21 protein-coding genes are annotated in these 24,570 nt (G+C 62.8%); 9 read left to right on the top strand and 12 right to left on the bottom strand.

Annotated elements, in window-relative coordinates:
* Positions 1–74: 74 nt before the first annotated feature.
* The 4 genes from ACVBEQ_RS16230 to ACVBEQ_RS16215 all read right to left on the bottom strand — a co-directional run bounded on the left by ACVBEQ_RS16230 (position 75) and on the right by ACVBEQ_RS16215 (position 10,645).
* On the bottom strand, positions 75–755 hold the full coding sequence (locus tag ACVBEQ_RS16230; protein ID WP_447154342.1) for a M48 family metallopeptidase: 681 nt from the start codon (positions 753–755) through the stop codon (positions 75–77).
* Position 756: 1 nt separating this feature from the next.
* A complete protein-coding gene (locus ACVBEQ_RS16225; protein WP_447154341.1) occupies positions 757–3,885 on the bottom strand; it encodes a type I restriction endonuclease subunit R in 3,129 nt (1,042 codons plus the stop codon).
* A 51-nt stretch (positions 3,886–3,936) separates the two neighbouring features.
* Positions 3,937–7,149 carry a type I restriction-modification system subunit M gene (locus ACVBEQ_RS16220; protein ID WP_447154340.1) on the bottom strand — a complete coding sequence of 1,071 codons (3,213 nt, stop codon included), beginning with the start codon at positions 7,147–7,149 and terminating at the stop codon, positions 3,937–3,939.
* Between the two features lie 1,654 nt (positions 7,150–8,803).
* Positions 8,804–10,645, bottom strand: coding sequence for a type IV secretory system conjugative DNA transfer family protein (locus tag ACVBEQ_RS16215; RefSeq protein ID WP_447154339.1), 1,842 nt, complete (start codon positions 10,643–10,645; stop codon positions 8,804–8,806).
* 706 nt (positions 10,646–11,351) lie between these two features.
* Between ACVBEQ_RS16215 and ACVBEQ_RS16210 the strand changes: the two genes are divergently transcribed.
* From ACVBEQ_RS16210 to ACVBEQ_RS16190, 5 genes are all read left to right on the top strand, one after another.
* Complete coding sequence (locus tag ACVBEQ_RS16210; protein ID WP_447154338.1) at positions 11,352–11,591, top strand: hypothetical protein; 240 nt, start codon at positions 11,352–11,354, stop codon at positions 11,589–11,591.
* Entirely contained in the window at positions 11,591–12,070 is a 480-nt protein-coding gene (locus ACVBEQ_RS16205; RefSeq protein WP_447154337.1) for a hypothetical protein, read from the top strand. Before ACVBEQ_RS16210 ends, ACVBEQ_RS16205 begins: the two co-directional genes overlap by 1 nt.
* A 98-nt stretch (positions 12,071–12,168) precedes the next feature.
* Positions 12,169–12,663, top strand: a complete 495-nt coding sequence (locus ACVBEQ_RS16200; protein ID WP_447154336.1) for a hypothetical protein — start codon at positions 12,169–12,171, stop codon at positions 12,661–12,663.
* A 90-nt stretch (positions 12,664–12,753) separates the two neighbouring features.
* The gene (locus ACVBEQ_RS16195) at positions 12,754–13,035 is read left to right on the top strand and encodes a hypothetical protein (protein ID WP_447154335.1); all 282 of its coding nucleotides are present in this window, start codon (positions 12,754–12,756) and stop codon (positions 13,033–13,035) included.
* The gene (locus ACVBEQ_RS16190; protein WP_447154334.1) at positions 13,016–13,207 is read left to right on the top strand and encodes a hypothetical protein; all 192 of its coding nucleotides are present in this window, start codon (positions 13,016–13,018) and stop codon (positions 13,205–13,207) included. The genes ACVBEQ_RS16195 and ACVBEQ_RS16190 overlap by 20 nt, the downstream gene beginning before the upstream one ends.
* Here ACVBEQ_RS16190 and ACVBEQ_RS16185 read toward each other — a convergent pair whose 3' ends face one another.
* From ACVBEQ_RS16185 to ACVBEQ_RS16150, 8 genes are read right to left on the bottom strand one after another with little or no spacing between them, the layout of a single operon-like run.
* Complete coding sequence (locus tag ACVBEQ_RS16185) at positions 13,208–13,990, bottom strand: hypothetical protein (protein ID WP_447154333.1); 783 nt, start codon at positions 13,988–13,990, stop codon at positions 13,208–13,210.
* A complete protein-coding gene (locus ACVBEQ_RS16180; RefSeq protein WP_447154332.1) occupies positions 13,987–15,519 on the bottom strand; it encodes an ATP-binding protein in 1,533 nt (510 codons plus the stop codon). The genes ACVBEQ_RS16185 and ACVBEQ_RS16180 overlap by 4 nt, the downstream gene beginning before the upstream one ends.
* A 1-nt stretch (position 15,520) precedes the next feature.
* Positions 15,521–16,981 (bottom strand): PrgI family protein, encoded by a 1,461-nt coding sequence (locus ACVBEQ_RS16175; RefSeq protein WP_447154331.1) that lies wholly within the window; start codon positions 16,979–16,981, stop codon positions 15,521–15,523.
* Positions 16,978–18,408 (bottom strand): hypothetical protein, encoded by a 1,431-nt coding sequence (locus ACVBEQ_RS16170; protein ID WP_447154330.1) that lies wholly within the window; start codon positions 18,406–18,408, stop codon positions 16,978–16,980. Before ACVBEQ_RS16170 ends, ACVBEQ_RS16175 begins: the two co-directional genes overlap by 4 nt.
* A gap of 25 nt (positions 18,409–18,433) precedes the next feature.
* Complete coding sequence (locus ACVBEQ_RS16165) at positions 18,434–19,180, bottom strand: DUF6112 family protein (protein WP_447154329.1); 747 nt, start codon at positions 19,178–19,180, stop codon at positions 18,434–18,436.
* Positions 19,177–20,364, bottom strand: a complete 1,188-nt coding sequence (locus ACVBEQ_RS16160) for a M15 family metallopeptidase (RefSeq protein WP_447154328.1) — start codon at positions 20,362–20,364, stop codon at positions 19,177–19,179. The genes ACVBEQ_RS16165 and ACVBEQ_RS16160 overlap by 4 nt, the downstream gene beginning before the upstream one ends.
* Positions 20,364–21,080, bottom strand: a complete 717-nt coding sequence (locus ACVBEQ_RS16155; RefSeq protein ID WP_447154327.1) for a hypothetical protein — start codon at positions 21,078–21,080, stop codon at positions 20,364–20,366. The genes ACVBEQ_RS16160 and ACVBEQ_RS16155 overlap by 1 nt, the downstream gene beginning before the upstream one ends.
* Positions 21,081–21,084: 4 nt before the next feature.
* On the bottom strand, positions 21,085–21,468 hold the full coding sequence (locus tag ACVBEQ_RS16150; RefSeq protein WP_447154326.1) for a DUF6112 family protein: 384 nt from the start codon (positions 21,466–21,468) through the stop codon (positions 21,085–21,087).
* Between the two features lie 221 nt (positions 21,469–21,689).
* Between ACVBEQ_RS16150 and ACVBEQ_RS16145 the strand changes: the two genes are divergently transcribed.
* From ACVBEQ_RS16145 to ACVBEQ_RS16130, 4 genes are read left to right on the top strand one after another with little or no spacing between them, the layout of a single operon-like run.
* Positions 21,690–22,160, top strand: coding sequence for a helix-turn-helix domain-containing protein (locus ACVBEQ_RS16145; protein ID WP_447154325.1), 471 nt, complete (start codon positions 21,690–21,692; stop codon positions 22,158–22,160).
* Entirely contained in the window at positions 22,123–22,626 is a 504-nt protein-coding gene (locus ACVBEQ_RS16140) for a hypothetical protein (RefSeq protein ID WP_447154324.1), read from the top strand. The genes ACVBEQ_RS16145 and ACVBEQ_RS16140 overlap by 38 nt, the downstream gene beginning before the upstream one ends.
* Positions 22,626–23,708 (top strand): MAB_1171c family putative transporter, encoded by a 1,083-nt coding sequence (locus ACVBEQ_RS16135; RefSeq protein ID WP_447154323.1) that lies wholly within the window; start codon positions 22,626–22,628, stop codon positions 23,706–23,708. The genes ACVBEQ_RS16140 and ACVBEQ_RS16135 overlap by 1 nt, the downstream gene beginning before the upstream one ends.
* Complete coding sequence (locus tag ACVBEQ_RS16130) at positions 23,705–24,553, top strand: oxygenase MpaB family protein (RefSeq protein ID WP_447154322.1); 849 nt, start codon at positions 23,705–23,707, stop codon at positions 24,551–24,553. The genes ACVBEQ_RS16135 and ACVBEQ_RS16130 overlap by 4 nt, the downstream gene beginning before the upstream one ends.
* The last annotated feature ends 17 nt before the right edge of the window (positions 24,554–24,570 follow it).

Here is a 24,570-nt window from a genome sequence, read left to right as displayed (position 1 = left end):
GAGACCGAGAGGAACCGCAGATGCCAAATTCGCTGCGCACACCGTTTTGCACCTGCCCGCAACCTCATGGTCGACTACAAGTCCTGCTCCAGTAGTCGGCCGTTCTCTTTCAACCAAACCCGAGATCGATCTGCCCGTGGAATCTGTGAACGGACGATCGACCAAAAACGTTCACTGTGACTGGGCTCGAGCAAATGAGCCATTTCGTGAACAATGACATAGTCCACCACGCTCATAGGCGCCTTGATCAGCCTCCAATTGAAACGAACGGCTCCAGAACGACTGCATGAACCCCATCGATAGCGCAGGTCAACAATCGATATACGGCCCGGTTCTACCCCCATCTGTTCCGCTCGCCCTACAGCACGCGGGACCATTTCACGACGGGCAGCTGCTATGTACCATTTGCGAAATTCATGACCTGCACTCTCAACCAGCCTGCGAGGCACTATGAACTTATGATCAAACTCAATGCCTACGGACGAGGATTCAACGACCTCGACACGATACTCCTCACCCAGAAATAACATCGACTCGCCGGCGACCATCTCCTTGCCTGGCGCGTGCCGCTGAGCTGGGTACTTCTGCGGGTGCCCAACCTTGTCTCGAATCCAGCGTTGCCGTGCACGCACCAGGTCATCGACATCTTTCCTGGCTGTACCTGCTGGCGCCCTAACAACAATACGACCATCTCGTTCCACCGTTATCCGAAGTGACCTTCGCTCCGAGTACCTTACCTCGTATTGTTCATTCATATCAGGCTGCATACCGGATAATATCACTATTCGCCTCAGCGATCTCCATTACTCGGGCAATGATCCTCATCCGCTTATCCGGCATCCCGGGCATATCGACAAACTGTTCCGAGAGCAGCACACGCTGAATATCAGCCCTCAGTTTGTTGCGCGCAGGAATACTCTCCCAAAACCCAGTCAATCCTAGTTCAAGTTCGATTGCCAGATAGATCTGCTGAGTCAGGTCCACTAAGGACGAAATCTCGTCATCTGAGACAGCACCATCGCCGTAGATCACTTGTTTTAGGCTCCGGAAAAACGGCATTTGCTTCTTGCGATGAAGTCCGAATGTCGGCTCTTTATCCGCCTCCACGATGCGATTGCGCAGCTTCTCTAACTCCCGGTAAATCATCTCCCAATTATCTCGGAACTGCTCGAAAATACCCGCCAACGCCCGCGCAAAGGAGGCTTGAAGGTCAGGATCAGAGTTCAGCTCCACATCGAGGTGATGTCGAATGGCATGTTCAATCTCCGCGGCCTTATTCTTCGGCCGGTCACGTTTTGCAACGCCGACGCCAAAGTCTTCGTCCAGAATGGACATTGGCGGAACCTTGACATCAATACCCCGAGACGATAGATGAGCATCTACGATCGACCTCAACTTCGGAGGAATACCCTTCATGCTCATGCGATCGTCTCGAAAATGCTGACAGGCGAGCGCGTTGATCTCGCTCAGCATTTCGTAACTCTGTATATATCGTAACGCCTCCCTCGAGGGGAAGACAACATTAAGGCTTTTCGTCAGCCTTTGAAATGCCAAGACGAAGTCGAACCTAAGGTCCTCATCGTAGAACACATCGAAAAACGCATCGAGATCGTGCAGATCCGTAAGGTTCTGGTCAGCAAGCAGGGCCATTATTGCCGAGTGATTTGCCTCGAGTTGACGGATTTCGGCTTCGGGGAAGCTGAGTGCATCTAGAACCTCCTTTTGCTCACGCTCATCATATGAATCGATCGCCCGCTTCAAATGATGACCGATTCCAACGTAATCAACTACAAAACCCTTATCCTTCGACTGACCACCAACTCGGTTCACTCGAGCTATGGCCTGGAGCAAATTATGCGCGATCACCACCTTGTCCAGATACATTACCTGCTCAACCGGAGCATCGAACCCGGTTAGCAGCATATTGTTGACGATTAAAATACCGACGTCGCCGGTAACAGCATCATTGGCTCCGTCAAAAGGCATTTTGAAGCTTTGGATGCTCCGGGCGTGCTGCGAACGATGAGAATATTCCCGCAAATGCGGCAAGTCATTGTGTCTTCCAGAAATTATGACATCCGTCTGCATTGCCCTCAACCGCCCTACGTCGACGTTTTGCGGATTTGCAATCTCCAGCAACGCCACTTCATCATGCAATGCACTGTCAATGTGCTTTTTGTAGCGGACCGCCGCCTCGCGCGATATCGCGACAACCTGTGCCTTGTAGCCGTTAGGATATACGTGTGCTAGATAATGGTGCACCATATCCTTCGCCTTGGCCTCGATCGTCGATTCAGCTTCCAAATAGGCAACACGGGAGCCATAGCCTAAAATTTGCAGCCGTTCTTGGAGATTATAGTCGCTGAATACATCTTCGAAGTCACCATCCATAGCCTCCTGGTCTGGCACCTCTGCGTTATGCGTCCGACCTTCGTACACGATTTCTAGTGTCACGCCATCGTCAATCGACTGCCGCATCGTATACTTGTCGATATAGTCCCCGAAGACTCGCTCTGTCTTATCGATGGGGGTGCCCGTGTAGCCGATCTTTGCGGCGTTCGGCAAGCCCCTATCAAAATTTGCGCCGAGCAAGTTATACTGCGATCGATGCGCCTCGTCCGTCATTACTAGAATATTGGCGCTTGAGTTCAACTCCGGGAAGGTCTCTTTCAATTCGACCTCTCGAAACTTGTGAATCATCGCCATCACCAGGTCCGAGGTGTCGGAACGAAGGAGTTCCTTTAGCCGATTGATGCTATCGGCGACCTTGATCGTGAAGCCTAAACTCCTGCTAGTATCGGAGAGCTGCTCTTCCAATTGAGTTCTGTCCGTGACGAAGACCACTTTCCAGTTTGACAGCTTCGCATGCTGGTACATTTCCCGAACCATAAACATCATGGTTAGGGACTTGCCAGAACCCTGCGTGTGCCAAATGATGCCGCTGCGCTCGCGGGGATTGCCACCCTCAACTAGTCGCTTTACGGCCAGCTTAACCGCCCTGAACTGCTGATATCGACCGACAATCTTTATGCTTTTACCGTCATCACTTGTGGAGAACAAGATGAATGTTCGAATAAGATCAAGCAAGTTCTGGCGGTCGAGCATCCCTGCAACTAGGCGTTGCTGGTCGTTTGGACCGCTTGCGCCGTGCGCTAGTTCATTGATCGTTCTCGGGTATGGGTCAGCCCACCGGTAAAAGTGCTTCTCCGTGTGGGTCGTGATGGTCCCGAATTTCGCGACCTGTCGAGACGTCACAACCAGGAATTGGTTGAAGTAGAAGAGCGGAGCGCTACCCTCACCCTTTGCACCGCGTTGCTCGCTATAACGCAGAAGCTGGTCGATCGCTTCAGGAATCGCATCCTTAACTTTCGGCGACTTACACTCAACAATGACGATGGGTAATCCGTTAAGGAACAGCACCACGTCCGGAATAATGTGGTGCTCGGTTCCAAGTACACGAACCTTAAACTGGCACACGGCAATGAAGCTGTTTGACGCTAGCCGAGCAAAATCAACGATCTTGACCGTTGGACTTCTTTCTCCTGTCTGGCGGTTCACGCCAACGCTAATGTTTTCCGTGAGAAGCTGGAAGACGTGACGGTTGTTGTCTATCAATGTCGAACTCGAAAAGTCTGCCGTTAGCTGTCTTACCACATCCTCGACCTGATCGTCCTCCAGCCACGGGTTGATCAGCTTGATCTGCTGTCGTACGACTGGAAGCATGACCACCTGCGCGAAGCTTTCGCGTTGGCTGTCGGCAGGACGTTGAGATGCACTGAGGTCGATTACCTCCCAGCCGAGCTCAGCAAGCTGCTCGAGCATTGGCTTCTCGACGTGATTTCGCTCGTCCAGCCTAATGTTGACGCTGGTTTCCTTAACGCTCATAGCCGGCTACTCCCCAATGTTCGGACTAGCTTGGATTCTCGCACAGCACCGTCAAGACGCTCTATCAGCGAGCAGGTGTTGCATTAGGCCGACTGTGATGCATTGTTGCTTAGCGACCAACGCCTCCGTTCCTCCAACGCCTGATTCGGCGGCGGACAGTATTTCGACGATCTTTTTCTGCTCGGGAATCGAGGGCGTTGGAATATCGATCATGTATAGGAGGTCGCGGGATAGACTGGGCACGCCCGTTGCCTCATTGAGGCGATGGAAGTTGATCGTGCTCAGGAAGTAGTAGAGCCATCGCGGTATAGCCTCACGAAAGTCACTCAAGTAGTAGGCGGTGTCAATAACCCAGAACTTGCCTGTTGCGAACTGCACACGACCGATGCTTCCCTTTCTCCCTAGAATAATGGACTCGCCGTCGTAAAGGTAGTCTCTTCCGAGACGTTCAGTTCCGGACGTGCCGTAGACAGGGTACCGGCCGTCAGGAGCGAGAATATTTGCGGGGTTCCGACCATAATTGATGGTCGCTATGTCGTGGAGACGCTTATTCTTCCAAGGACCGGATCCGGCTAACGGAGAGGTGCCGTCGGTGAGCCAGCGCTGTGAGAAGATCTCGGCCAGCCCGCCCATGGTCGTCGCTCTTATCTGTTCGAGCTCTCGGCTCGAGACTGCATACTTGTCCCACAGCCTCTCGAAGACGTGGTTAAGGCCGCGCCGTTCTGTATTCACATAACGATTCAATTCGGCGTCCGCAACATCGTAGATCTTCTTTAGGATGAGTTGCCGTGCTTGATCTTCTGTAAGACAGCCGCCTATCTCGACCAGAATCGCTTGCGTTGTTGATATTCGTTTTTCAAGGGCCGCTTTATCGTTCAGTAGGCGCGCGATGGATCGCTTGTTTGATCCCTCACGCGAGCCGAGGGCTGCCACGCGCGACTCTATTTGCTCCATAAGCTCAAGAGTCTCCGAGTTTAGTTCTTCGGCGCCCAGTCGTTTAAGTTGCAGGCGAAATGCAAGGGCGATTCGCCGTTCCTTTAGGTCTGCCTTGGACTGTTTGATCGCATTTTCGATCGATTTGATCGCGTTAAGGTGTTCGAGCAGATGCTCGCTCTCTTTCGCCGCTGATTGTCCAGTGGCACCCTTCAGGTCATAAATCAGCGCCGCCAGTTCGCGCTTTATCAAAGCAGGGCTGGTCCGCTCGTCACCGTCGTTATCGTATCCCATGAATTCTTCGGCCTGCTCGACCGCTCCTATGAGCGCTGCGTCAGCATCGGCAACTGCAATCCGCAATGATGCGATCGCATCGGCCTCTGCTTGAAAGAACTCGTCAATTAGGTAGTCGTCTGGGATTAGACTGTGGTGCCACCCAATCGAGACTATCGTCTTCAAATCGTAGCGGATTTGCTGCCACCAGTTGACGAAAACTCCAGCACTTTTGAATTCATCGAGGACGAGCAATGGGATTAACTTGTCCTTCAACGTGTCCAGCAATTCCTGTCTGACATCGGGCATCTTCTTGCTATGCTGCAGCCCGGCGAAGTCGTCACGGGCGACCGACCACCATTCCTTCAGTGCCGTGTGGTGGGCGCTTATGGCCTTGCGTACCGCGGGATCATCCTCGAGCGCCGACCCTAACGCAGGCTTTGAGGCGATTCGTGCCTGGAAGGCGAAATAGTCGCTACGCAGCGGGCGAAAGAAATCGTCCGAGTTAACACCGAACCTAGTAAAGTTGCTGAGCTGAGCTGTGACTTCTTGGATGGGAACGCCACCAACTAGGTGGGCTAGGACGTCATGCGCTTCAGGGTCGGGAGTGTTGTCCACATAGCGGCTGACGTTAAGATTGTAGTCCTGAGCGTCGGCGATCTCCGCTCTATCGACAAGTCGCGAATACCGCGGGATTTCTCGCTTGGTCGTGAATGCGAAATCAATCTTCTCGATGTCTTCAGGTCGGAGCTTGTTTTGGTTCTTACCTTCCGCATACTCGCGGTCTGCGTTGACGAAGAAGACCTTGTTGCGCAACTCGTCAGGTTTGTTCTTATTGCAGACCAGGACGCACGCCGTTATGCCGGTGCCATAGAAAAGTGCCTGCGGTAGGCTAATTACAGCTTCCAATACATCGTCTTCGATCAATCGCTCGCGGACTACTTTTTCTTTGCCACCTCTAAACAGCACACCGTGGGGCATCACGGTAGCCATGTGGCCCGTCGTCTTGAGGCTGGCGAGCATATGCTGGACGAACATCAGGTCAGCCTTCTTTCCCGTCTCCGGGCACCATTCGAAGAATCTTTCGGGAAACGTTAGGTTACTCCGGCTATAATTTTGCGAGAAAGGTGGATTAGCGAGAACTGTGTCGAATTTTCGGATCTCCCCTTTGTCTAATATAAGCGGATCCTCCAGAGTATCCCCGTTCTCTATCGTGAACCGTGTGATGTTGTGCAGGATCATATTCATGTTGCAAATCGACCAGACGGTGCCATTCGAGTCTTGTCCATACAAGGCAAGGTTATCGGCGTCTTGGCCCTGCTCTTCGACATACTGGTGCGCCTGGATTAGAAAGCCGCCGGATCCCGCTGTGGGATCGTAGATTTCGTGGCCGCTTTGGGGCTTTGTTATTTGTACTAGGAGCCTAACAACCTCGGCCGGCGTGTAGAACTCGCCACCCTTCTTTCCGGCACTGTCGGCAAAGTACTTAATTAGATACTCGTATGCCGCACCTAACAAGTCGGGGAACTCGAAGTTATCATTGATCAAGACAAACTTGGGTTGGTTAAAATGATCTAGTAGGTCTTTCCACTTCTGATCTGCGATCCTGGTCTTTCCCTTGACTGCGTTAAAGTCAATATTGTTCTTAAGAACACCGGACAGCGAATCATTCTCATCTTCGATGGCGGCAATCGCCTTATTCAACATGCTACCGATGTCGTGCTTCAGGTCCTTAAGTGCGGGGACTGCCTCGCCGTTCTCGTCGGTCCAGCTCTGATGCCAACGGGCCCGGACCGGGACGAAGAAAGTCTCGCCGTAGGAGGTTCGATCTTCCAGCAACTCGTCTACGAGTTCACGCCTCCCCTTTAGGTGAGCGAACTCTCGTGTTCGCAATTGCTCTCGTTTGCGGTCAAACTCATCGGACAGCCTTTTTAGAAAGAGCATCCCGAAGATAAATTCCTTAAACTCTGACGCATCCATCTTTCCACGTAGCATGTCTGCGGCCTTGAACAAGAAGGCCTCAAGCTCGCTCAGTGTGATCTTTCGAGTGTCGTTCATCTACACCCTTCGTGGGTTCCCGTCGCTAGGTCGCCGTGACAGCCTTGCCGTCCGTACAGAAGTCGTAAGCTGACGGCGCGACCTCGTTCGCTGCCAACCGGTCGAGTCTGTCCAGCGTACGTTGTTGATGGTTCAGCTCCAGGACGAGGATGGTGGTTTGACCTGTCCACTAGTCTCCCAAAACGATCCCGGGGTCGGTGTGAGGCATGCCAATAGGTTAAGCAGGACTCAGCAGGTACGAGGGGTGTCCTGCGACCCGGGCCTGTCGGAGCCCTTTCGATACCTGTCGTCATTTCGGTTCTGTCCGTGAGGTGCACGCTGAACTGTGTCAGAAGGACGATGCTTGTCACCTGGCTGAGCACAGCATCCGGTCGCTAACCGCAGGCGGTTGACCCCCGGAAGTACTAGCGGCCGCCTGCGCCGGCCTGGCGCTGTCAGGAGTGGCCGGATCCGACGGTGTGGGCGGGATGCGCGTCTCGTGGTCGGGGCACGGTGCGGGTGAACGGAGCGGTTTGGACGTGACACCCCTGCATAGACCGAGATGCGCCGGAGCCCGCCGCGTGGTGATCGCCAGTAGTAGCCGGTCGGTCGGGCGACACCCAAGCGGCGACAGGCCTCACCGGTCCGACCCCATCTGCGATCAACGCCCAGTAGCCGTCCTCAAGGACCAGTCGCCGCTTCCGCCCAGGTCTACCCGTGTCCACGCACCCTTCTACCAGGAGCGTTGCGACAAATACTCGAACCCAAGGCCGCGCGGTGGTCAGTATTCAGTTGCCGTCGACAACCGCCATGCGTCCGGCGATCGCATCGTGAGAAGGGCGCGAGCGGCGTGGTCACTGCCGCAGTTTGCTGAACGGACCGTCCTTGACCAGTACGGAGGCAACGGTGACTCCTCGTCACACCGAAAAGGTCAGCCGTCCCGAGGGCGAATCCGCTACAACGGCGGACAAATGACCCGGCTTGGCGTCGAGTCTCAGTTCCAGTCTCAGTTGCCTGTGTTCGCCAATGCTCGCGGGCGTTCACCGCTTGATATTTTGCCTGGTGAGACGCCATGGCGGCCGTAGGCGAACACGCATTGGCCGACTTGGAAAGTGTGGTGGTCTTCCTTGAGCCGGTCCAGGTCGTCAGGCCCACAAAGGCGACCAAGGACGCGGATCGATAGGGCACTCGGGAGGTTCGACCAGGTGGCGCTCCATGACTGCAGTCAGCTACGACGCGCAGCTGAGACCTCAAGGTGTTCCGAAATGGAACACCTGAACGCTCGCGGATCACGGTTCAAAGGTTCCCGAGTCAGCGGCCCAGTTGCTTCTGCATTTCAGCGATGATGGCCAGCGTCGCAGTCCGACGACCAAGTCGACGGACATGCTCTGTCGCCTCCCACGCCTCATGGATCCGATCGTGATGGCGCCTGCATACCGGTAGGAGCTGGTCGTAATCCTCGTCGCCCAGGTTGCCGTAGTCCGTGTGATGAAGGTCGACCGGCCGCCTTCCGCAGACGACGCAGATGGCTGGCTCGTGGTTGCGTTCCCAATGTTCCTGGAACCACCGCCGCCTGCGCTCGGCCCAGGCCTTGCTGTTGACGTAGTCCGCGTACCGGCCACGCCGCGCCCAGCGACTGGGCGTCCATGCCGATCCTGGGCGAGGCGAGCGCACCTCAACCTTCCTCGGCGGTTTCGACGACGCACGACGGGGCGGCTGACGATCGCGTGATGGTGGACTCGACGTTCTCACGGCCAGCAAGCAGCGCCCTCCGATCCTTGCGCCGGTAGTAGGCGGTCATCCGGACCAGCATCGGGTCGACCCCCTTGTAGAACATCAGCATCGTGCCCTCGGGCAGCCCGCGAATCTCCCCGGTGGTCAACACTGCCCGGGTGCGCGTCTGCTCCGAGTAGGACCGGCCCGATCCAAGGCCGAGAAGTCCCTCGCCTTTGCCGGTTGATGCCTGCCAGGATGTCTCGTCGCGGTCGCCGGCGATGGCGGCGAAGTCGCGGAGGTTCTCGGCATCGGTGACGCCGCCGAGGATGCCGGTGATAGTCGCGGAGTCCCAGATCGCCTTCGCCGCATCATTCCCCCAGGATCGGGCCATCTGCGCCCTGGACTGGATCACCGCGATTGTCACCACCCCGGAGCCGCCGTACGCCGATACATAGGTGGGTAGCGCCGGCAAGGGCGCCCAGTTGGCGATCTCGTCCAACACAAGGGTCAGCGGCGGATCCAGCCGAGAGCGGGCAGAGTGGTCGGCCAGGTCCTTCGCGGTACGGGTGATGTCCGCGACCAGGCACTGCAGAAGCCGGGAGGCAGGGTCGTCGGCCTCGGCGAGCAGGTAAAGGGTGCCGTTGGTGGCCAGGAACCTGCGGGGGTCGAAATTCTCCCTCGGGCGGGGATCGAAGCGGCGGCGCACCGAGTACAGGTCGAGCCCGGCGAGGGCCTTGCCGACGCCGGCCCAGACGTTGCCGCGGAACTTGTCATCCCCGTCGACGACTTGGGCCAGGGTGTCGGCCCAACCCGGTTCGATCCGTCCCCCGCCCCCGGTGTCGCGGCCTTCCAGGTCGTACAGGACCGCCAGGGCGGAGCGGGCGGCCACCGCGGATTGGGACCACCGCCACAGGTCGTCGATGCCCGTGTTGGACCAAGCCGCAGCATGCAGCAGGGTCTTGATGACCTTCTCGGTCCAGCCCTGCCAGAACGACACATCCTCTACACCGGACGACGACCCGGCCGCGAGGACCTGCGCGCGAGCGGCGGCGATCCGGCCGTCCCGACAGCCGTGGATCGGAGACCAGCGAACGACCTCCGGCAGGCCGTCCACCGACCCGTCGGTCGCCATCACGGCAACGGGCCCAATCGCTCGACGCTGGGTGATCGTCACGCTCAGGACGTCGGGGCGGGTGGAGGTCGCGACCACGGCGCCCGGGGCGTCCAAGATTCGGTTGTTGACGACGTACACACCCTTGCCGGCGCCGGAAGGGCCGAGCAGCACGACCGAGTCGCGGACGCTGGTCCACACCGCGACGCCGCGTGCGGTGCCCCAGCACCAACCCAGATCCCCAGGCACGACTCGGCCCGTCAGAGTGGGCCGCAGCTCAGAAGCGCCGCGTCGCAACCGCCCGGCACCGACGGCCGCTCTGATCTCCCGCGGTGCCGCCATCCCCGGCCGACTCCCCAACTCGGCCAACAACCCTCTTCGCCGGGCTCGTCCGCGCACCTTGACCACCACGACGACCGTCACCGAGACGACACTCCCGATCGCAACAAGGGTGATCCACCAGTACGCCGGCGCGGCCGGCATCACCGAATCCCAGGCCGCTTCGGGGTTCTCACGGTGGGCCAGCATGGCCAGGGCGCCGGCGGTCACCGGGCCAGAGGCAAAACCGTTGCCCGTCAGCAAGCTAGCGGCCTGCCCGCCCAACCAGAGCAACAAACCGCCGGCGCCCACGACCAGGACAGCACCGATCACCGCCCAGTCGAGATCTGCGGAACGCTTCTGAGTCTTCATCTTCGGAGTCACCACAACCCTCTGTGGCGACAGGTGATTTGACGAATCGGCAGGCGAGTCCGTCGTCCGCGGTGTGGGTCTTGGGCAGAACCGCGATCCACCACAACACGGCCGGGGCCGAGGTTGACCGAGAGACGAATTCGAAGGGAGCGAATCGGCCACGCACTCAGGCGACGACAAACCGTCCGAGAGGCGTGATTTCCGAACCCCTTTGATGGACAGGCCGCACAGCGGCCTGGCTGCCAGGGTCGCTCAAGGGCTCCCCGCCCTTCCGGCGGGCCGACCCAGCGGTCGATCGTACGGGGCCGACTCAAGGGCTGCGGCGACGCCGTTCACCACCGATCCGCCCGGGTGAATCCACTCCCCCGCTTCGCTCCTCCGCGCATTCACCCCGGCCGGACCAGTCGCGCCCCTCGTCGCGCCTTCGGCCCCTTGCCTCGACCCCCGATCACATCCGTGATCGGCCCGCCGGAAGAACGGCTGGCCCCGACAATCCGATGCGTGCAGACCAAGTCAGGCAGGACGCAAGCATGAGCAACTCCGCACGCGACGACCGCCGCGACGAGGCCCGCACTGTCCAAGTCGCAGCTGCCCCAACGCCAACCGGAGGCCCAGCGCGGCCGCGACACACCCACGACCGCAACAGCTCCTAGGAACCGGCGGCACAACTGAGCGGCCAACTCCAACGACCTGAAAGGACCGCATGATGGGCTACGAAGTCCGCACCATCGCCGCCATGCAGCTGCAACTGGGGGACGTCGTCATCCCTGACAAGGGACCGCGGCAGCACGTGACCCTCCACCGCATCCAGGGCGCCCACCCTGTCGTCGCCGTTCAGTACGCAGAGACACCCGGCGCCACGACCTACTATCCGCCGACGATGCCGTTGCTCATCGAGATCCCGGACACCCCGACCAGCGTGTCCGCCACCGGGCGGAGCCTGTGATGGACCGCGGCGCCGTACAGGAGCACCACGACCGGCTGCGGTCCTGGGCCAAGGGCATCAATGGGCTCGAAGCCGCCACCGAATTGCTGATCCGCGGCTTCGACGGCCGCTTCACCAATCCCAGCTGCCCGTGGGTCCATCCGACCGCGTCCGGTCACTGGATCGACTTTCACTCAATCCCCGCGCAGATCAATGCGCTTTCCGGTGGCGAACAGCGGTTCCTGCAGATCGCCGCCGCCCTCGACGACGGCAACGTTGAGGTCAACCTCGGCCGCTGCCTCGCCGGCATGGACCGCAAGCACGTCCACCTCGTGCTGGCCGCGGTCTCCCACGCTGCAGGCACCCACCAGCACTCTCAACTCATTTCAGGACCCGACGGAATCATCAGCATCGACCGACTGGGATCCATCTACGGGTGGGAGCAGACGTCCGAATCAGCGCCCGAGGTACCTGTCCGGGGAGCCGGTATCAGCCGATGAGCCATCATTCGGGTCGGAACCCCATGGCCGAAGCAGTCCGTCGAGCCGTCCACACCACAGCCGAAAAGCCGCCCAGCGCAGGGCAACACATTCAGGCGATGGTGAGCATCGCCGGCGAGCAGGAGCTGCGCCTGGACACGCACGGCTCGGGTAACCGCCGCGACTGGGGTGGACACATCGCCCTGTCCAGCGACAACCTGCTGATCTATCTCCACGACCAGACTGCGGCACGGATGTACGCTGCCGCCTGGATTGACCCCTGGTATATCGCGTCCAAGCTGCCAGAAACCGTCGAAACAGGACCTACGGCACGGGGTCCGGTCACGATGGTTCGCGCCCACGGCTCCGACTCCGTCGACCAAGTGCACGATGTGGCCCGCAACATCGCACTGATCCGGATTGGCGGCCTGACTTGGCGCATCCATGACCAGGCCGCCTGGGCCAGCACCGAACACAAATGGCGGGAGATCTCGGCTCTCGCGCCGATGGTGTTACCGATCCGCAGGTACCAGCCAACCCGTAGGCCATCGTCGAAGGCCGATAGCGACGTGCCGGCCTGGCCCGGGATCCAAGGCCCAACGCCGAGTCTGTGACCCCGTTCCTTTGCGCACTTGTCCGAATTAAATCCCCAATCTGACGCCACCCGTTGGCGGCTCGTCGAGATGGAGCCAACAGTGACTTGCATGTACGCCATCACCGTCAGAGTCCTCGGCACCGAGGCGGAGACCTCGCTCCGGCCGGACCTGGAGTCGACGCTGCAGTCAGTGGAGAAGGGGCTGGTCGACTGGGTGGAGCCGGGCCGTGCGGTTGGGTGGGAGGTCCGCTGCCCGAGCGGCCGCACGGCCGTCGGCAGCATCACTGTCAATGGGTTCGACCGCAACAGGCAGCACGAGATTGCCGAGCACATCGAGCTTGTCCGCGACGTCTTGACCGAGGAAGCGCGAGATGAATGGCCTCGAGCCTGATACCTGGGATGAACCGTCAACCGCACGGTGCCTGCTCAACATGGGAATGGTCGTCGTCGGCGCAGTCCTTCTCGCTGTCGTCATCTACGTTCTGCTGGTTCTGGGCGCAATCATTCTGGGCATAGCCGCGTTCATCGTTCTCGGCCGGATCACCGCGCGGATGATGCTGTGATCAGTCGTCGGCCAACGATGCGGGGCCAGTGCTCCAGAGTTCCATCAGCTCGCTCACACGGGCGCTGAGCCGGGTGTCCGGCAGATGGGTTCGTCCGAGAGTGACGGGGCCGTGCATCTTGTCGTTGCGACCGATGCCGACGCGACCGTCGTCGCAGCGGTAGAGCGTGACGGTCTCACCCCAGCTGAGTTTGTGTGTCTCATAGTCGGCGGCGCAGGTGATCTCGGCGCCGTCGCCGATCACGGTCGGCCCCCCGATGCGTAGCGATCCGGTGATCGCCGCCGAACCACAGACGATGGCGTGGCCGCCGACCTGTGCTCGTCCACTCACCCAGGCCTCGTCGGTCACCTGCGCGCTGCCGTGGATCCAGGCATTGCCGTCGATGACGGCGCCCCCCGAAACGGTCGCATCGCCGAATACCTGGGCACGGCCGACGATCGAAGCCTGGCCGCGGATGACAGCCCGGCCGAACACCCAGGCGTCCCCATCGACGGTGGCCTGTTCGATGACGGCGCACCAGCCGGACAGGACGGCGCGGCCACGGACGATCGCCGTGCCGCCGAGCATGGCATGCTCGGTCAGAACCGCATGGTCGCCTACGGTCACAGCGCCGAGGGCCACAGCCTCCCGGCCCACAGTCGCCTCGTCGCGGACCTGGGCCCCGACCATAATCCTTGCGGCAGAGGAGATGCGCGTCCGGTCGGGAGCAATGTCGTCGCGAACCGTCGTCGTGGGCCGGCGAATGGTGAGCGGCCGGCTCAGCCGATGCTTCCTGCCTGTCATCTCGTCTTCCTGTTCGGGGTGACCATCCGCTGGTCGGTGTCGAACATGGCCCTCTCGCGTGGGGACAGAACCGTCTGGACCCGGAACGACTTGGTCGGCAGTTTCCACAGGGCCTCGCCGACGCCTGCGCCGGCGATGACTTCTCGTTCGGCCTCGGTCAGGGCGAGATCTCTGGAGGCACGGTCGAGTTCGCCAGGTGCCTGACGGAAGACCACCCGGGTGTCGCACAGCGAGAGCAGACCCTGGGCCTTCTTGACGGCGGCCGAGTCGGCGTTGCCGATCTTGTCCGGGTCCGATAATGCATGCATGGCCAGGATGTTGGCAATGCCGTAGAAACGGGACAGTCGCAGGTCTGCGTTCATGCGGTCGAGTTGGGCTTCGCCGCTGATGATGCGCCAGGCCTCGTCGTAGACGAAGATCCGCTGCCCGTAGCTGGGATCCGCCATGGTGGAGCCGACCCACGCCGACGCACACAGCATGACCAGCGACTGCAGGAGGTCGTCCTCGCCCAAGGCGGCGGAGCCGAGGGCGATCATCGGTGCCTGCGGGTCGAAGCGGATGGTGGATGGGCCGTCGAACAGGCCGCCGAGGTGTCCGTTGATCAGCGACGAGAGCACCGCGTACACGGGTTGGCCGTTGTGGCGCAGGAGTTCGACGTCGTAGCCGGCCGCACGCGCCCCTTTCTGGTCGGGGTTCGCCAAATGATGCGCAACGTGCGGAAGGGTCGGGGTGCCGACCGCGGTGACCGCGGCAGCGAGAGCGACGTCGAGCGCGGCGACGGCGAGCGGGTTCAGCGGCGCGATGGCCGGCGACGCGGTAGCCACCAGGGCGAGAAGCAGCTTCTGCCGGCGGGACCAGACCTCGGTGTCCCACAACTGCTGGTCCTTGGCTGGCGGCTTGACGCCGCCGTCGAGCGGGTTGAGTCGAGCCGAGAGGCCGCGGCCCAGCCGGATCCCCTGCCCGCCGAGCGCCAGAGCCAACCGCAGCCAGTCGTCCTTCGGATCGCCAGGGACGATGACCCGCCGGCCGAACGGCAAGTTCCGGACCGCGAGAGCCATCGCCGTATTCGTCTTCCCCCAGCCGATCCCGCCGACCATCATGATGTTGGTGTTCGACACCAGCCGGGGCCGACGGTTGTAGAGGTCAAATCCGCAGTAGCAAAAGGATGCGCCGGAGTACGAGTCGCGGCCGATGTAGATGCCGGATGCGCCCAGGCCGCCGTCTGCCAGAAACGGGTAGACGTGGGAGAGGTTGGCGGTGGTAGCGCGGTGCTGACGCAGCTTCAGCCCGCGGCCGTTCCGGCCTGCCCACGGCCGCCTCTCCCCCGATTTCGGCGTACGGGAACGGTATTCGGCCTTGCGGGCTTTGATCTCTGCCTCACGTGCGGCGGCCGCGGCGGCGACGTCTGCGGCGACAAGCTGGTCGGCCGCCTCCCGCCACTTCCTTCGGTTGGCGCGTAGGTCGCGTCGGCCGGTGCCGTCTGCGAGATAGCCGCCGCTGTAAGCAGTCCGGTTCGAGTTCTCGGCCATCTCAGAACCCCCGGGTGAGCGGCAACGCGCCGGCCGCGAACGCCTGCATCTGTTGACCGGCGAGCACACGGGCTTCGCAGCCGGCTTGAATCGCCGCCTGCCGCACGGCACCCACCGCCAGGGTCAGATCGTCCACAGTCGGACCGCTCACGACAAGGATTCCGGCGTAACCGATGTCACCGTGGCCAGCGTTGATCTCCGCCTCGCGCTGCAGAGTGTCGGCCAGCTCGTCGGCGTCAGCGAGGTTCTCCACCTGACCCATGCGGTGCCGGTCATGAGCGTTCGAGATCAGTTCGGTCTTGTCGTGCTGGACCTGCTTCATGGCCTTGGCCGTGGGCACGGGTTCGTACAGCAGGCTCAACCTGCGGTCGATGCCCGGGGTCAGCACCAGCGGGGCGAGGAAGGTCGGGTAAACCAGGCTGCGGGGCCACTCGATCAGCCAGAGCACGCAGTGGAACGCGGTGTCGGTTCGTAGGTAGTCCCAATGCTCCTGGACGGCGATGGGACCGGCGCTGGCCAGGTCCCGGCCGGCGGTGGGCCGGTAGTCAAGGATCGGCCGGATGGCGGGATCGTACGCGCAGCGCAGATCGTAGGCCAGTTCCTCCGCGGACAGCCATCCTTCGACGGCAAGGCTCGAGGCAGCCAGGGCGGCCTCGACGACTCTGCGTTGCCCGGTGAGCACCTTGAGCGCACCGACGTGTCCGCCACCGGACTTGCGGACCAGCGAGCGGCACCGCTTGACGTCCAGAGTCAGGGCAATCAAGACCTCGCTACGCGACGACGCGGGGCCGGCGACATCCGTCAGGTCCCGGTAGTTTTCGCTGGCCCAGGTCGAGAGATCCTGCCCGCCGGCGTGCATCGCGTAATAGTCACGCAGGCCATCACCGGAGTCCGGGACACACTGTTCGAGCACCTGGACGCGGCTGATCAGGTTGGACTGGCAGATGCCGGCCAGCACACGCCCCCACCCCCCGACCTGCGCATCTTGGGTCTCGGGATCCAGCAGGAGGAAGGCGGGCGCCCGTACGCGCAGCACAGCGGTATACCCGGCGGTCCAGGGATCGTGCACTGCGACCGATCCATCGGCCGCGGTCAGCGTGACGAGCCGAGCCTCCTCACCGGGAAGGGCCAGCCGGCCACTGGGCCGGCGGGCCGCCGTTACCCGAAACCCGTTCTGCCGGGTGCGCTGTCGCCGCCAGAAGTGCCAGAGGATTGGCACCCACTCGATCAGTGGGAAACCGTCGTATCGGACCAGGGCCACCGCGGTCAGCGGACCGCCGACGAGCAGCGCCACCCAGAACGCCGCGCCGAGGCCGAACAGCGGGACACACGAGGCGACCATAACGATGACGGCGAAAACCATGATGGCCTGCGGTGCCGACAGGTTCATGATGAGACCGCGACGTGACCGCCGGGCCAGCCGGGCGGTGCGTGGAACGGTCGCCCGTTCGGTGCTCGTCATACGCGGGTACCTCCGGAGGTCGGTGCGGGCAGTCGGTCATTGATCAGAATTCGCCGGGACCCGTCCACCTGCTGAGGCCCGAGACGTCCCTGCGTCTCGGCGTACAGGAACATGCGGTCCGCCTGGGATCGGGGAATCGACAGCGCGGTGGCGGCGGCTGCGGGATGGACGGTGGGGTGCCGCGACTCCTGCGCCTCCTGGCTGAAGAGTTCGTTCATCCGCGGCCACTGAGCCGCGTCGGGCGATTCACCCGACGCCGGGGTACCGATGGCCGCTGCGGGTGTCACTGAGCCGCTGTCGGGGCTCGGCGCCGATTCGACAGCCGGAACGGCATCCCCGGCCGCCGCGCCGGCGGTGGTGGACCTTCCGTCCGCTGGGCCAGGCGCCTTCCCGCCTGCAGGCGTCGTGGAGCTCGCGGGACCGGTTCGCCCGCCGACCGCCGCTGCCGGACCAGTCGGTGCTTGCTTGGACGCGGCGCCGGCCCGGCCGGCGATCCAGCCGCCGACCGCACCCGCGGCGCCGCCGGCAAGGGCGGCACCCCGGCGTCCCACGGTGATGCCGCGGCTCGCAGTGCCGAGGGCGGCGGCCGCGCCTGTCGTGTTGGCGGCCGTGATCTGCTCTGAGGCGAAGTGCACGAACCGCAGCACCGCCAGCGGGGACAGGGCGGCGAGGATCACCCACACGGAACCCAATAGGGCGTCGCTGATGTCACCGGTGATCGAGGAGGCGACCGCGCTGTAGGCGAGGGTCAGGATTGCGCAGATCACGAACTTCGAGAGTGCGAGAGCGAAGACGACCTCGAACCATTTGACCGCCCAGACTGTTGTTTTCCCGGACGTGAGGCCGGCCATCGCGAACGGTGCGAACACCAGCGTCCCGATGATCATCGCCTTGCGGAGGAACAGAACGATGATGATCGCTCCCCATGCCAGGATCCCCAGAGCCGCAATCACGGTGACCACCAGCCATCCGGAGCCCTCGATCGCGCCCTGCATGGCGAACGCCTTCTTGATGCCGTCCTGTGCGGCTTCCTGGGCACCGCCGAGCAGGTAGTTGGAGAACTGGTCGACGATCAGCAGCAGGCCGGCGGTCAGCACCGCGCAGCCCGAGCCGAGGACCAATCCCAGCGCGCTGCCCCAGACGGCCCGCCACATCTGCGACGGTGATCGGGCCAGCATCGCCGTCACGACCTGGAACACGAACAGCAGCCCGACGACCGGCAGCACCAGATACCGCATCATGACCAGGACGTCCTGCAGCCATGTCGCACCCAGGTTGATCCGCAGGCCCGAGTTGATCTGGTCAATGGCCTTGAGCATCATCCACTGGTTCGCCTCGACGGCGCCGGCCGCGATGCGCTTGAGGACGTCGTCGGACGTGTCCGACAGCCAGTCGCCGATCCCGTCGGCGCGCAGCATCGTTGTCATCGGGTCTCCGTTCGTCCTTTCTTGCTCATGCCAGCTGTCCGCAGCCGTTCCAGACGGCCAGGCCCGCAGCGTTTTCCAGCAGCGCAACCACGACGGCGCGTTTGTTGGAGTTGTCCCGGAACGCGACCCAGGCCGAGCGCATGTCGGCTGATCGGTCCAGGGTGACCGGCGTGCTGAACCCGCCCCAGGGGTTCGGGTTGCGGATGAATTCGGCGGTCAGGTCGCCGTCGAGCTTGTCCAGGTCGGCTGGCCCGTATTCCCAGGCACCGAACACCATGCCTGAGCCCTCCTGGCAGGACAGCTCGTTCGTCGGGCAGTCGCCGCCCAATCCCGCTCGGCTGCTTGCACAGGACTTGGCCCTGCTGGCCAAGGAAGCATCGGTGGTGAACGGCGGCAGTCCGTCGCCGGCCCGTACGTCGTTGATGTCCGTGGTCCACCGTTCTGAGACGTCGATGTATTCCCAGGCACCGGGCAGCTGGGGTGCGTCGTTGATTCCGTACTCCTTGGGGTCGCCGGCGAACGCGACCGCTTGCGTGGTGGACGTCCGTCGCAGATAGGTGACGCCCGCACCCAGGAGTAGTGCGGCGGCCAGCCCGACCGCGATGCCGGTGCGGGCCCGGCTCACGATCGACCCGTTGGCCGACATCGACCCGATGGCCCACAGGACCGCGCAGCCGACGACCATGGCAACGGCCAGCACGAGTGCGAACAGGACACCCTGGTTGATCCAGCCGCTGATCGCCTCGGTACCCGGTTGCGGTTCCCAGTTCATGAGATCGCCCCGTATTCCCAGTGCCAGGGCTCGGGTTTCGACCCGCCGGGTCGCGCCCACGCGGGGTGCACCCAACCGAACCGACCCGCGTTCGCAGTGAGCCAGTGGAAGGCGGGACCGGTGCCGGAGTTGACGCCGCAACAGGCGCCGATGTCGACGGCCTTGGCCCAGCCGTGGTTGCTGGTACCGGGGACCGCACACAGGCTGCCCTTCTCAGCCCGGCAGGCGACCTGCCCGGCGTAGTCCCGGTACCCGTCGGTGATCCCGATGTCCTGCCCGACAGCAGCACGGAACGCCCTGTTCATCTGGTCGAAGGCGGCGGCCGCATGGCATTCCAGGAGCAACCGCGGCGCGGTCGGGACCGGGCAGAGCGCCGACGCGGGGATCTGTCCGTTGGAGTAGCCGCCCCACGCGGCGGACCCACCGCCTTCCGGAGCGACGGCGCCGGCCGCTCCCAGACACCACTCGTCGTCCGCGCTGGCCTCGGGAACGGCCCGCACAGCCGTCGGGCTATCCACGGTGGTGGTGTCGGCAGTCAGCTCGTTGACGATGGTGACGGCCTGCTCGTACATCTCGCGGTAGATTCCGCCGTTCGACGACGGCGATCCCTGCACCGCTTGCGCGGCGTTCCAAGGCGGGAGCGCCTGCCAGGCAGGCACCTTTGCGAGGCGGTCGTAGAAGAGGCCGGCGGAGGTGGTCGGGTCGATCAGCTGCTCCGGGGAGCCCCACCCCGTCATCGGCCGCTGTTGGAACAGTCCGATCGAGTCCAGGTTGTTCCCGACGCGATCATGGGGGTACTGCAGGGATTCCCGAGCGACGGCCCGCTCGGCGTCATTCAGCTGGCGACCCTCGGCCAACCCGATCAGGTTGGAGCTCCCGTCGTTGGCGTAGTTGTAGAGCGTCGATTCGGCCTGGGCGACGGCGACACCAATTGCGGCGCCGGTGTTGCCGAAATTTCGACCCAGGGCGACCGCGACGATCAACTTGGCGTTGCGTTCCTGCGTCGTGTCGAGGTTGCCGTGCGTGGTGCCAGTGACGGCGCCGCAGTCGAGCGCGCCCGGCAGGACCCGCGGCTGGCGTTTGCCATTGGTACCGACGGCGGCGACGGTGACGACGACAGTGATGCCGATCAGCAGGCCGACGGCCGTCGGGCCTGCGAGGTGAAGTGTTCGGAGGGGTCGCATCAGCCAGGTCCCAGTGCGTCCCGCAAGTGTTGCGGCAAGACGCGGTCGAGCGTGCAGTATGTCGTGGCCGGCGGGCACGCGACGGTGATGCCCAGCAGCACATTGACCTGAGTGGGGCTTCCGGAATCCGTGACGATCATCTGGTTGCCGGTCACGTCGATTCCGTAGACGCCCGGCGAGACGCCAATACCCTTCAATCGGTCAGCTGCCCATTCGGACACTGCGACGTCGGTGAGGTCGACGGTGACGATCGTTTCGTTTTCCCGCAGCAGGTCCAGCGCCGGGCCCGCCGGTGTGAAGGCGGTCAGGTCCTGGGCCAGCTGTTCGGGATCGCCGTACGGCGAGGGGGCGGCCGCGCGGAGCAGATCGCCGTTGCGAGCCTGGAAGTCCGTGTCGGAGTCATAGGCGAGGACGGCCCGGGCGACAAGGCGGCCGAATTCGAGGTGATCGGTTTGCCCGCCGACCAACCTGGAATCGGCCGGGCTGCTCCCGGGCAGGATCACCGCAGCGCTCGGGCCGGCCTTTGCCGACGCGATGGTCGTGGGTGCATCGGTACTGACCGAACGTGAGTCGGCCGGCGCGGTTGCACTTCCCGGTTCCTCGCCGGGCTGGACGAGGGCGAGCACCACGACCGACATCAGTGCCACGACAACGATTGCGGCGCCGATGACGATGACCCGACGGCGGCCGACGGGAGAACTGGAACCGGTCCGCATCGGCTCACACTGACCGCTCGGATTCGGCCGACACAACGATCTCGATGAACGACGCCGGAGCGGACACCGTCCTGCCGACGGAGTTGAACCAGCCCACCAGATACCCGGCGCCGCCGACCAGCAGTGCGGCGGCCAAAGCCACGATCAGGGTGGTCTTCCCCCGGGACGAGTGCTGCGGATTGTTGCCGAAGGCCCCGACCGCCCAGAGGATCGCGCCAATCAGGAACGCCGCAACACAGGCGACCAGCGCGTACGGAATCAGGCCCAGCACCAGGCCCTTGAAGGTGGCAAGACCTGGCAGGGCGGTCTCGGTTGCCCCGGTCAACGGGTTGCCCCCGGCCGGCGCCGGTGCGGGCGTGACGTCCGGGGCGGCCAGCGCTTGAATCATGGATCTTCTCCCAACGGTTGTGCCGGGCGGGCCGGCGGTGGAGGTGGTCGACACCCAGTGCGGGTCGCCCACGCGAGCTAGGGTCCTTGCTACAGTTACGGTCAGATTGGAGAAGGTAGCGAGCTAGTTATGGGCGGTCAAGAGGCGCGGACCCCTGCCAACCGTTCGGACGCACCCCAGTAGGCTGCCTACAGAACGTGACAGGGCAGAGAGGGACCGACGTGGCCGACAGCGACGCCGGAATGCCCGACCTCGCAGAACGGCTGGACTACTTGTTCAGGACCGTCCCGCGGCCCGGTGGTCGCGGCCTTTGGTCGAACGAGCAGGCGTCGATGGAACTCGCCCGACAGGGAACGTCAATGTCAGCGGCGTACCTGAGTCAGCTGCGCAACGGCAAGCGCGACAACCCCTCGGCCCGTCATCTCAACGCGCTGGCCGGGCTCTTCGCGGTCCCGATCAGCTACTTCTTCGATGCCGACACCGCGGAAAAGATCAACAACGATCTCCGGCTGCTCTCGGCCATTCGAGACAGCGACGTCGAGGCGATTGCTCTGCGTGCGCACGGACTCTCGCCTGAGGGACTTGCCAGCGTCAAGGGGATAATCGACCACATCAGAAAGGTCGAACAGCTACCCGACGAGGAGAATCCCGCCGATGACATGGAGCAGGGCCCGACCTCGCGACCCGAATGAGCGCGCGTATCAGGCACTGGTTGCACTGCTGCCCGACCCATGGTCCGTCGACGAGTTCGTCGACCTGGTGGCCGCCGACAGGCGTCGATCCATCCGTCTTCTGCCCCATGATCTGAGCACCGGTGACGCCACCGGGTACGCGCTGCGCCGGCGCAACGAAGACGTCATCGTAGTGCCGGCCAAGGCGACCGGCGCCCGTCGGGACGCCATCGTGTGCCACGAACTGGCACACATCATTCTCGATCACGCGCCCCACGTCACCGATGACCTCGAGTTCCTTTCCATGCTCGCCCCGCACTGCCCACCCGAACTGCTTGAACGATTCTTGGCCCGAGACGGATACGACACCGACGACGAACGCGCCGCAGAGACACTGGCCACCCGACTCATCTCCCGAGCGCAGACCCGCAGCCATCAGCGCACCGCCAGCGGTGAACTCGACCGCCTGACCACCCGGTTGCGCTGATGGGCCTGGTGATCGCGGCGGCGGTGCTGTGGGTGGCAACCATCATTCGGCTCGTCGTCACCATTCGGCGACCGGATCCGGCACGCGTCACCATGACTACCGCGGCCGTCTGCGTCTCGCTGGCGTTCACCCTCAGCGCCCTCGCACCGACGTTTGACTCCGTTTTCGGCTGGCCGAACGGCGCAGAACTCGTCTCGCATCTGCTCTTCGCCGCCGGCGCCTATTTCGCCCTGCTGTTCCTGTACGCCGTCCGTCATGGGCGGCTCACCGGCGCCGTCGTGGTATGGCAAGCGGTGCTGTTCGCGGCGGTTGCACTCGCGATGATCCTCCTGTTCATCGCGGCCGAGGTTCACGACCAATCGGCCGGGAGCCGCTTCACCACGGTGTATGCCAGCGACGGACCGGCTGTTCTTTGTCGGATCACCTTCTCGACCTACTTTGTGTACTGCCTTATCAGCGTCGCCCGCACCTGCCGGCGCTACGCCTTCACCGACGGTGATCGGGCAAGGTCGCTGAGCCTGATCGGCATCGGCGTCGGTGCCGGACTGGCCGCGGTCGCGGCTATAGCGTCCGCCCTGCAGATGGCCGTCAGCTACCTCACCGGGCAACCGGCGCCCGTCCTAGCCGCCATCAATGTCGTCGGTGTCGCGGCCGCCGGGATCATCGCGGGCATCGGTGTGCTGGTCCCGATCCCGCTCGATACCTGGCTGCGCTGGCGGAAGGCTCGTCGGATCAGCGATCACCTCGAGCCGCTCTGGGCCGACCTCACCGGGGCCAGGCCGGAAGTCGTACTACCCGTCCCGCCAGGACCCAACCCGGTCGAGCACGCGGAGTTGGTCAGCACGCGGCGACGGATCGAGATCGCTGACGCGCTCTACCGCATTCACATCGTCGAGCCGGCAGCGTCGGATATCCGACGAAGCCCGAACCCTCCGGAGGCACTGGGCCTGGCACTGCGTGACGGGAAGGTATGGCACGCCAACGATTGCACGGGTGTGCCCGCCGCTGAACTGCTGCCGTCTGCCGACGACGACCTGGGCCAGCTCCTGGCCCTCGCCGGCGCCTACGGAGCGGCCCGATGAAGCGCGCCTACCGCAACCGCGACCTGATCATGACCCTCGACACGGAAATGGATTACCTGCGGATCTATCAGCTGACCACGCTCTATGACTTCCCCACCGACATGCGCGTGGGCTTGAACCTCGCGTTCTACCGGATCTTCGCCATCCCGCACATGGCTCGGCTGCTAGTCGAGTCCGGCGAGATCCTCAACCGGCCGAAGAAGCGGGCCTACGACACTGGCCTGATCATGTACGAGATCATCGCGAACGGCTTCGACCATCCCCGCGGCCGCGAAATGGTTCGGCTGCTGAATCGCGTTCATAAATCCTGGTCGATCAGCAACGACGACTACCGCTTCGTACTAGCAGCTCTGATGGTGGTGCCCCTCCGCTGGCTCGACCGGCGGGGCTGGCGGCCTGTCCTCAACAAGGAGCGCGATGCGAGTGTGAACTTCTACCTGCGCCTCGCCGAGTTGATGGCCATCAACGACCCGCCGACCAGCTATTCGCAGGCAGAGAGCATGTTCGACGCGTTCGAGGAACAGCACCTACAGACCAGTGACGCAGGCCGCCAACTGATGGCATCAACCCAGCAGATCATCGTCCGGCACCTGCCCAAGCCTTTGAAACGATTCGGACCCTCGATCACCAGCGCGCTGTTCGACCAACCCGACCTGACTGGCGCGTTGGACCTGCCCTCGCCGAATCGCACACTGGTGCGCACGATCGACGCTGCCTATTCCGTTCGCAACCTCGCCACCAGACAGAAAGCAGCGCGCACCAACTCGTGGTTCGTACCTGGAAGGCCGGCAGGCTCGGTCTATGCGCATGGCTATAGCCTGGATGAGCTGGGACCCGCAAGCTGAGTCGCCACGCTCGAGCC

This window comes from Nakamurella sp. GG22 (genome assembly GCF_052976845.2).
This window is presented reverse-complemented; position numbering and strand designations above follow the sequence as displayed.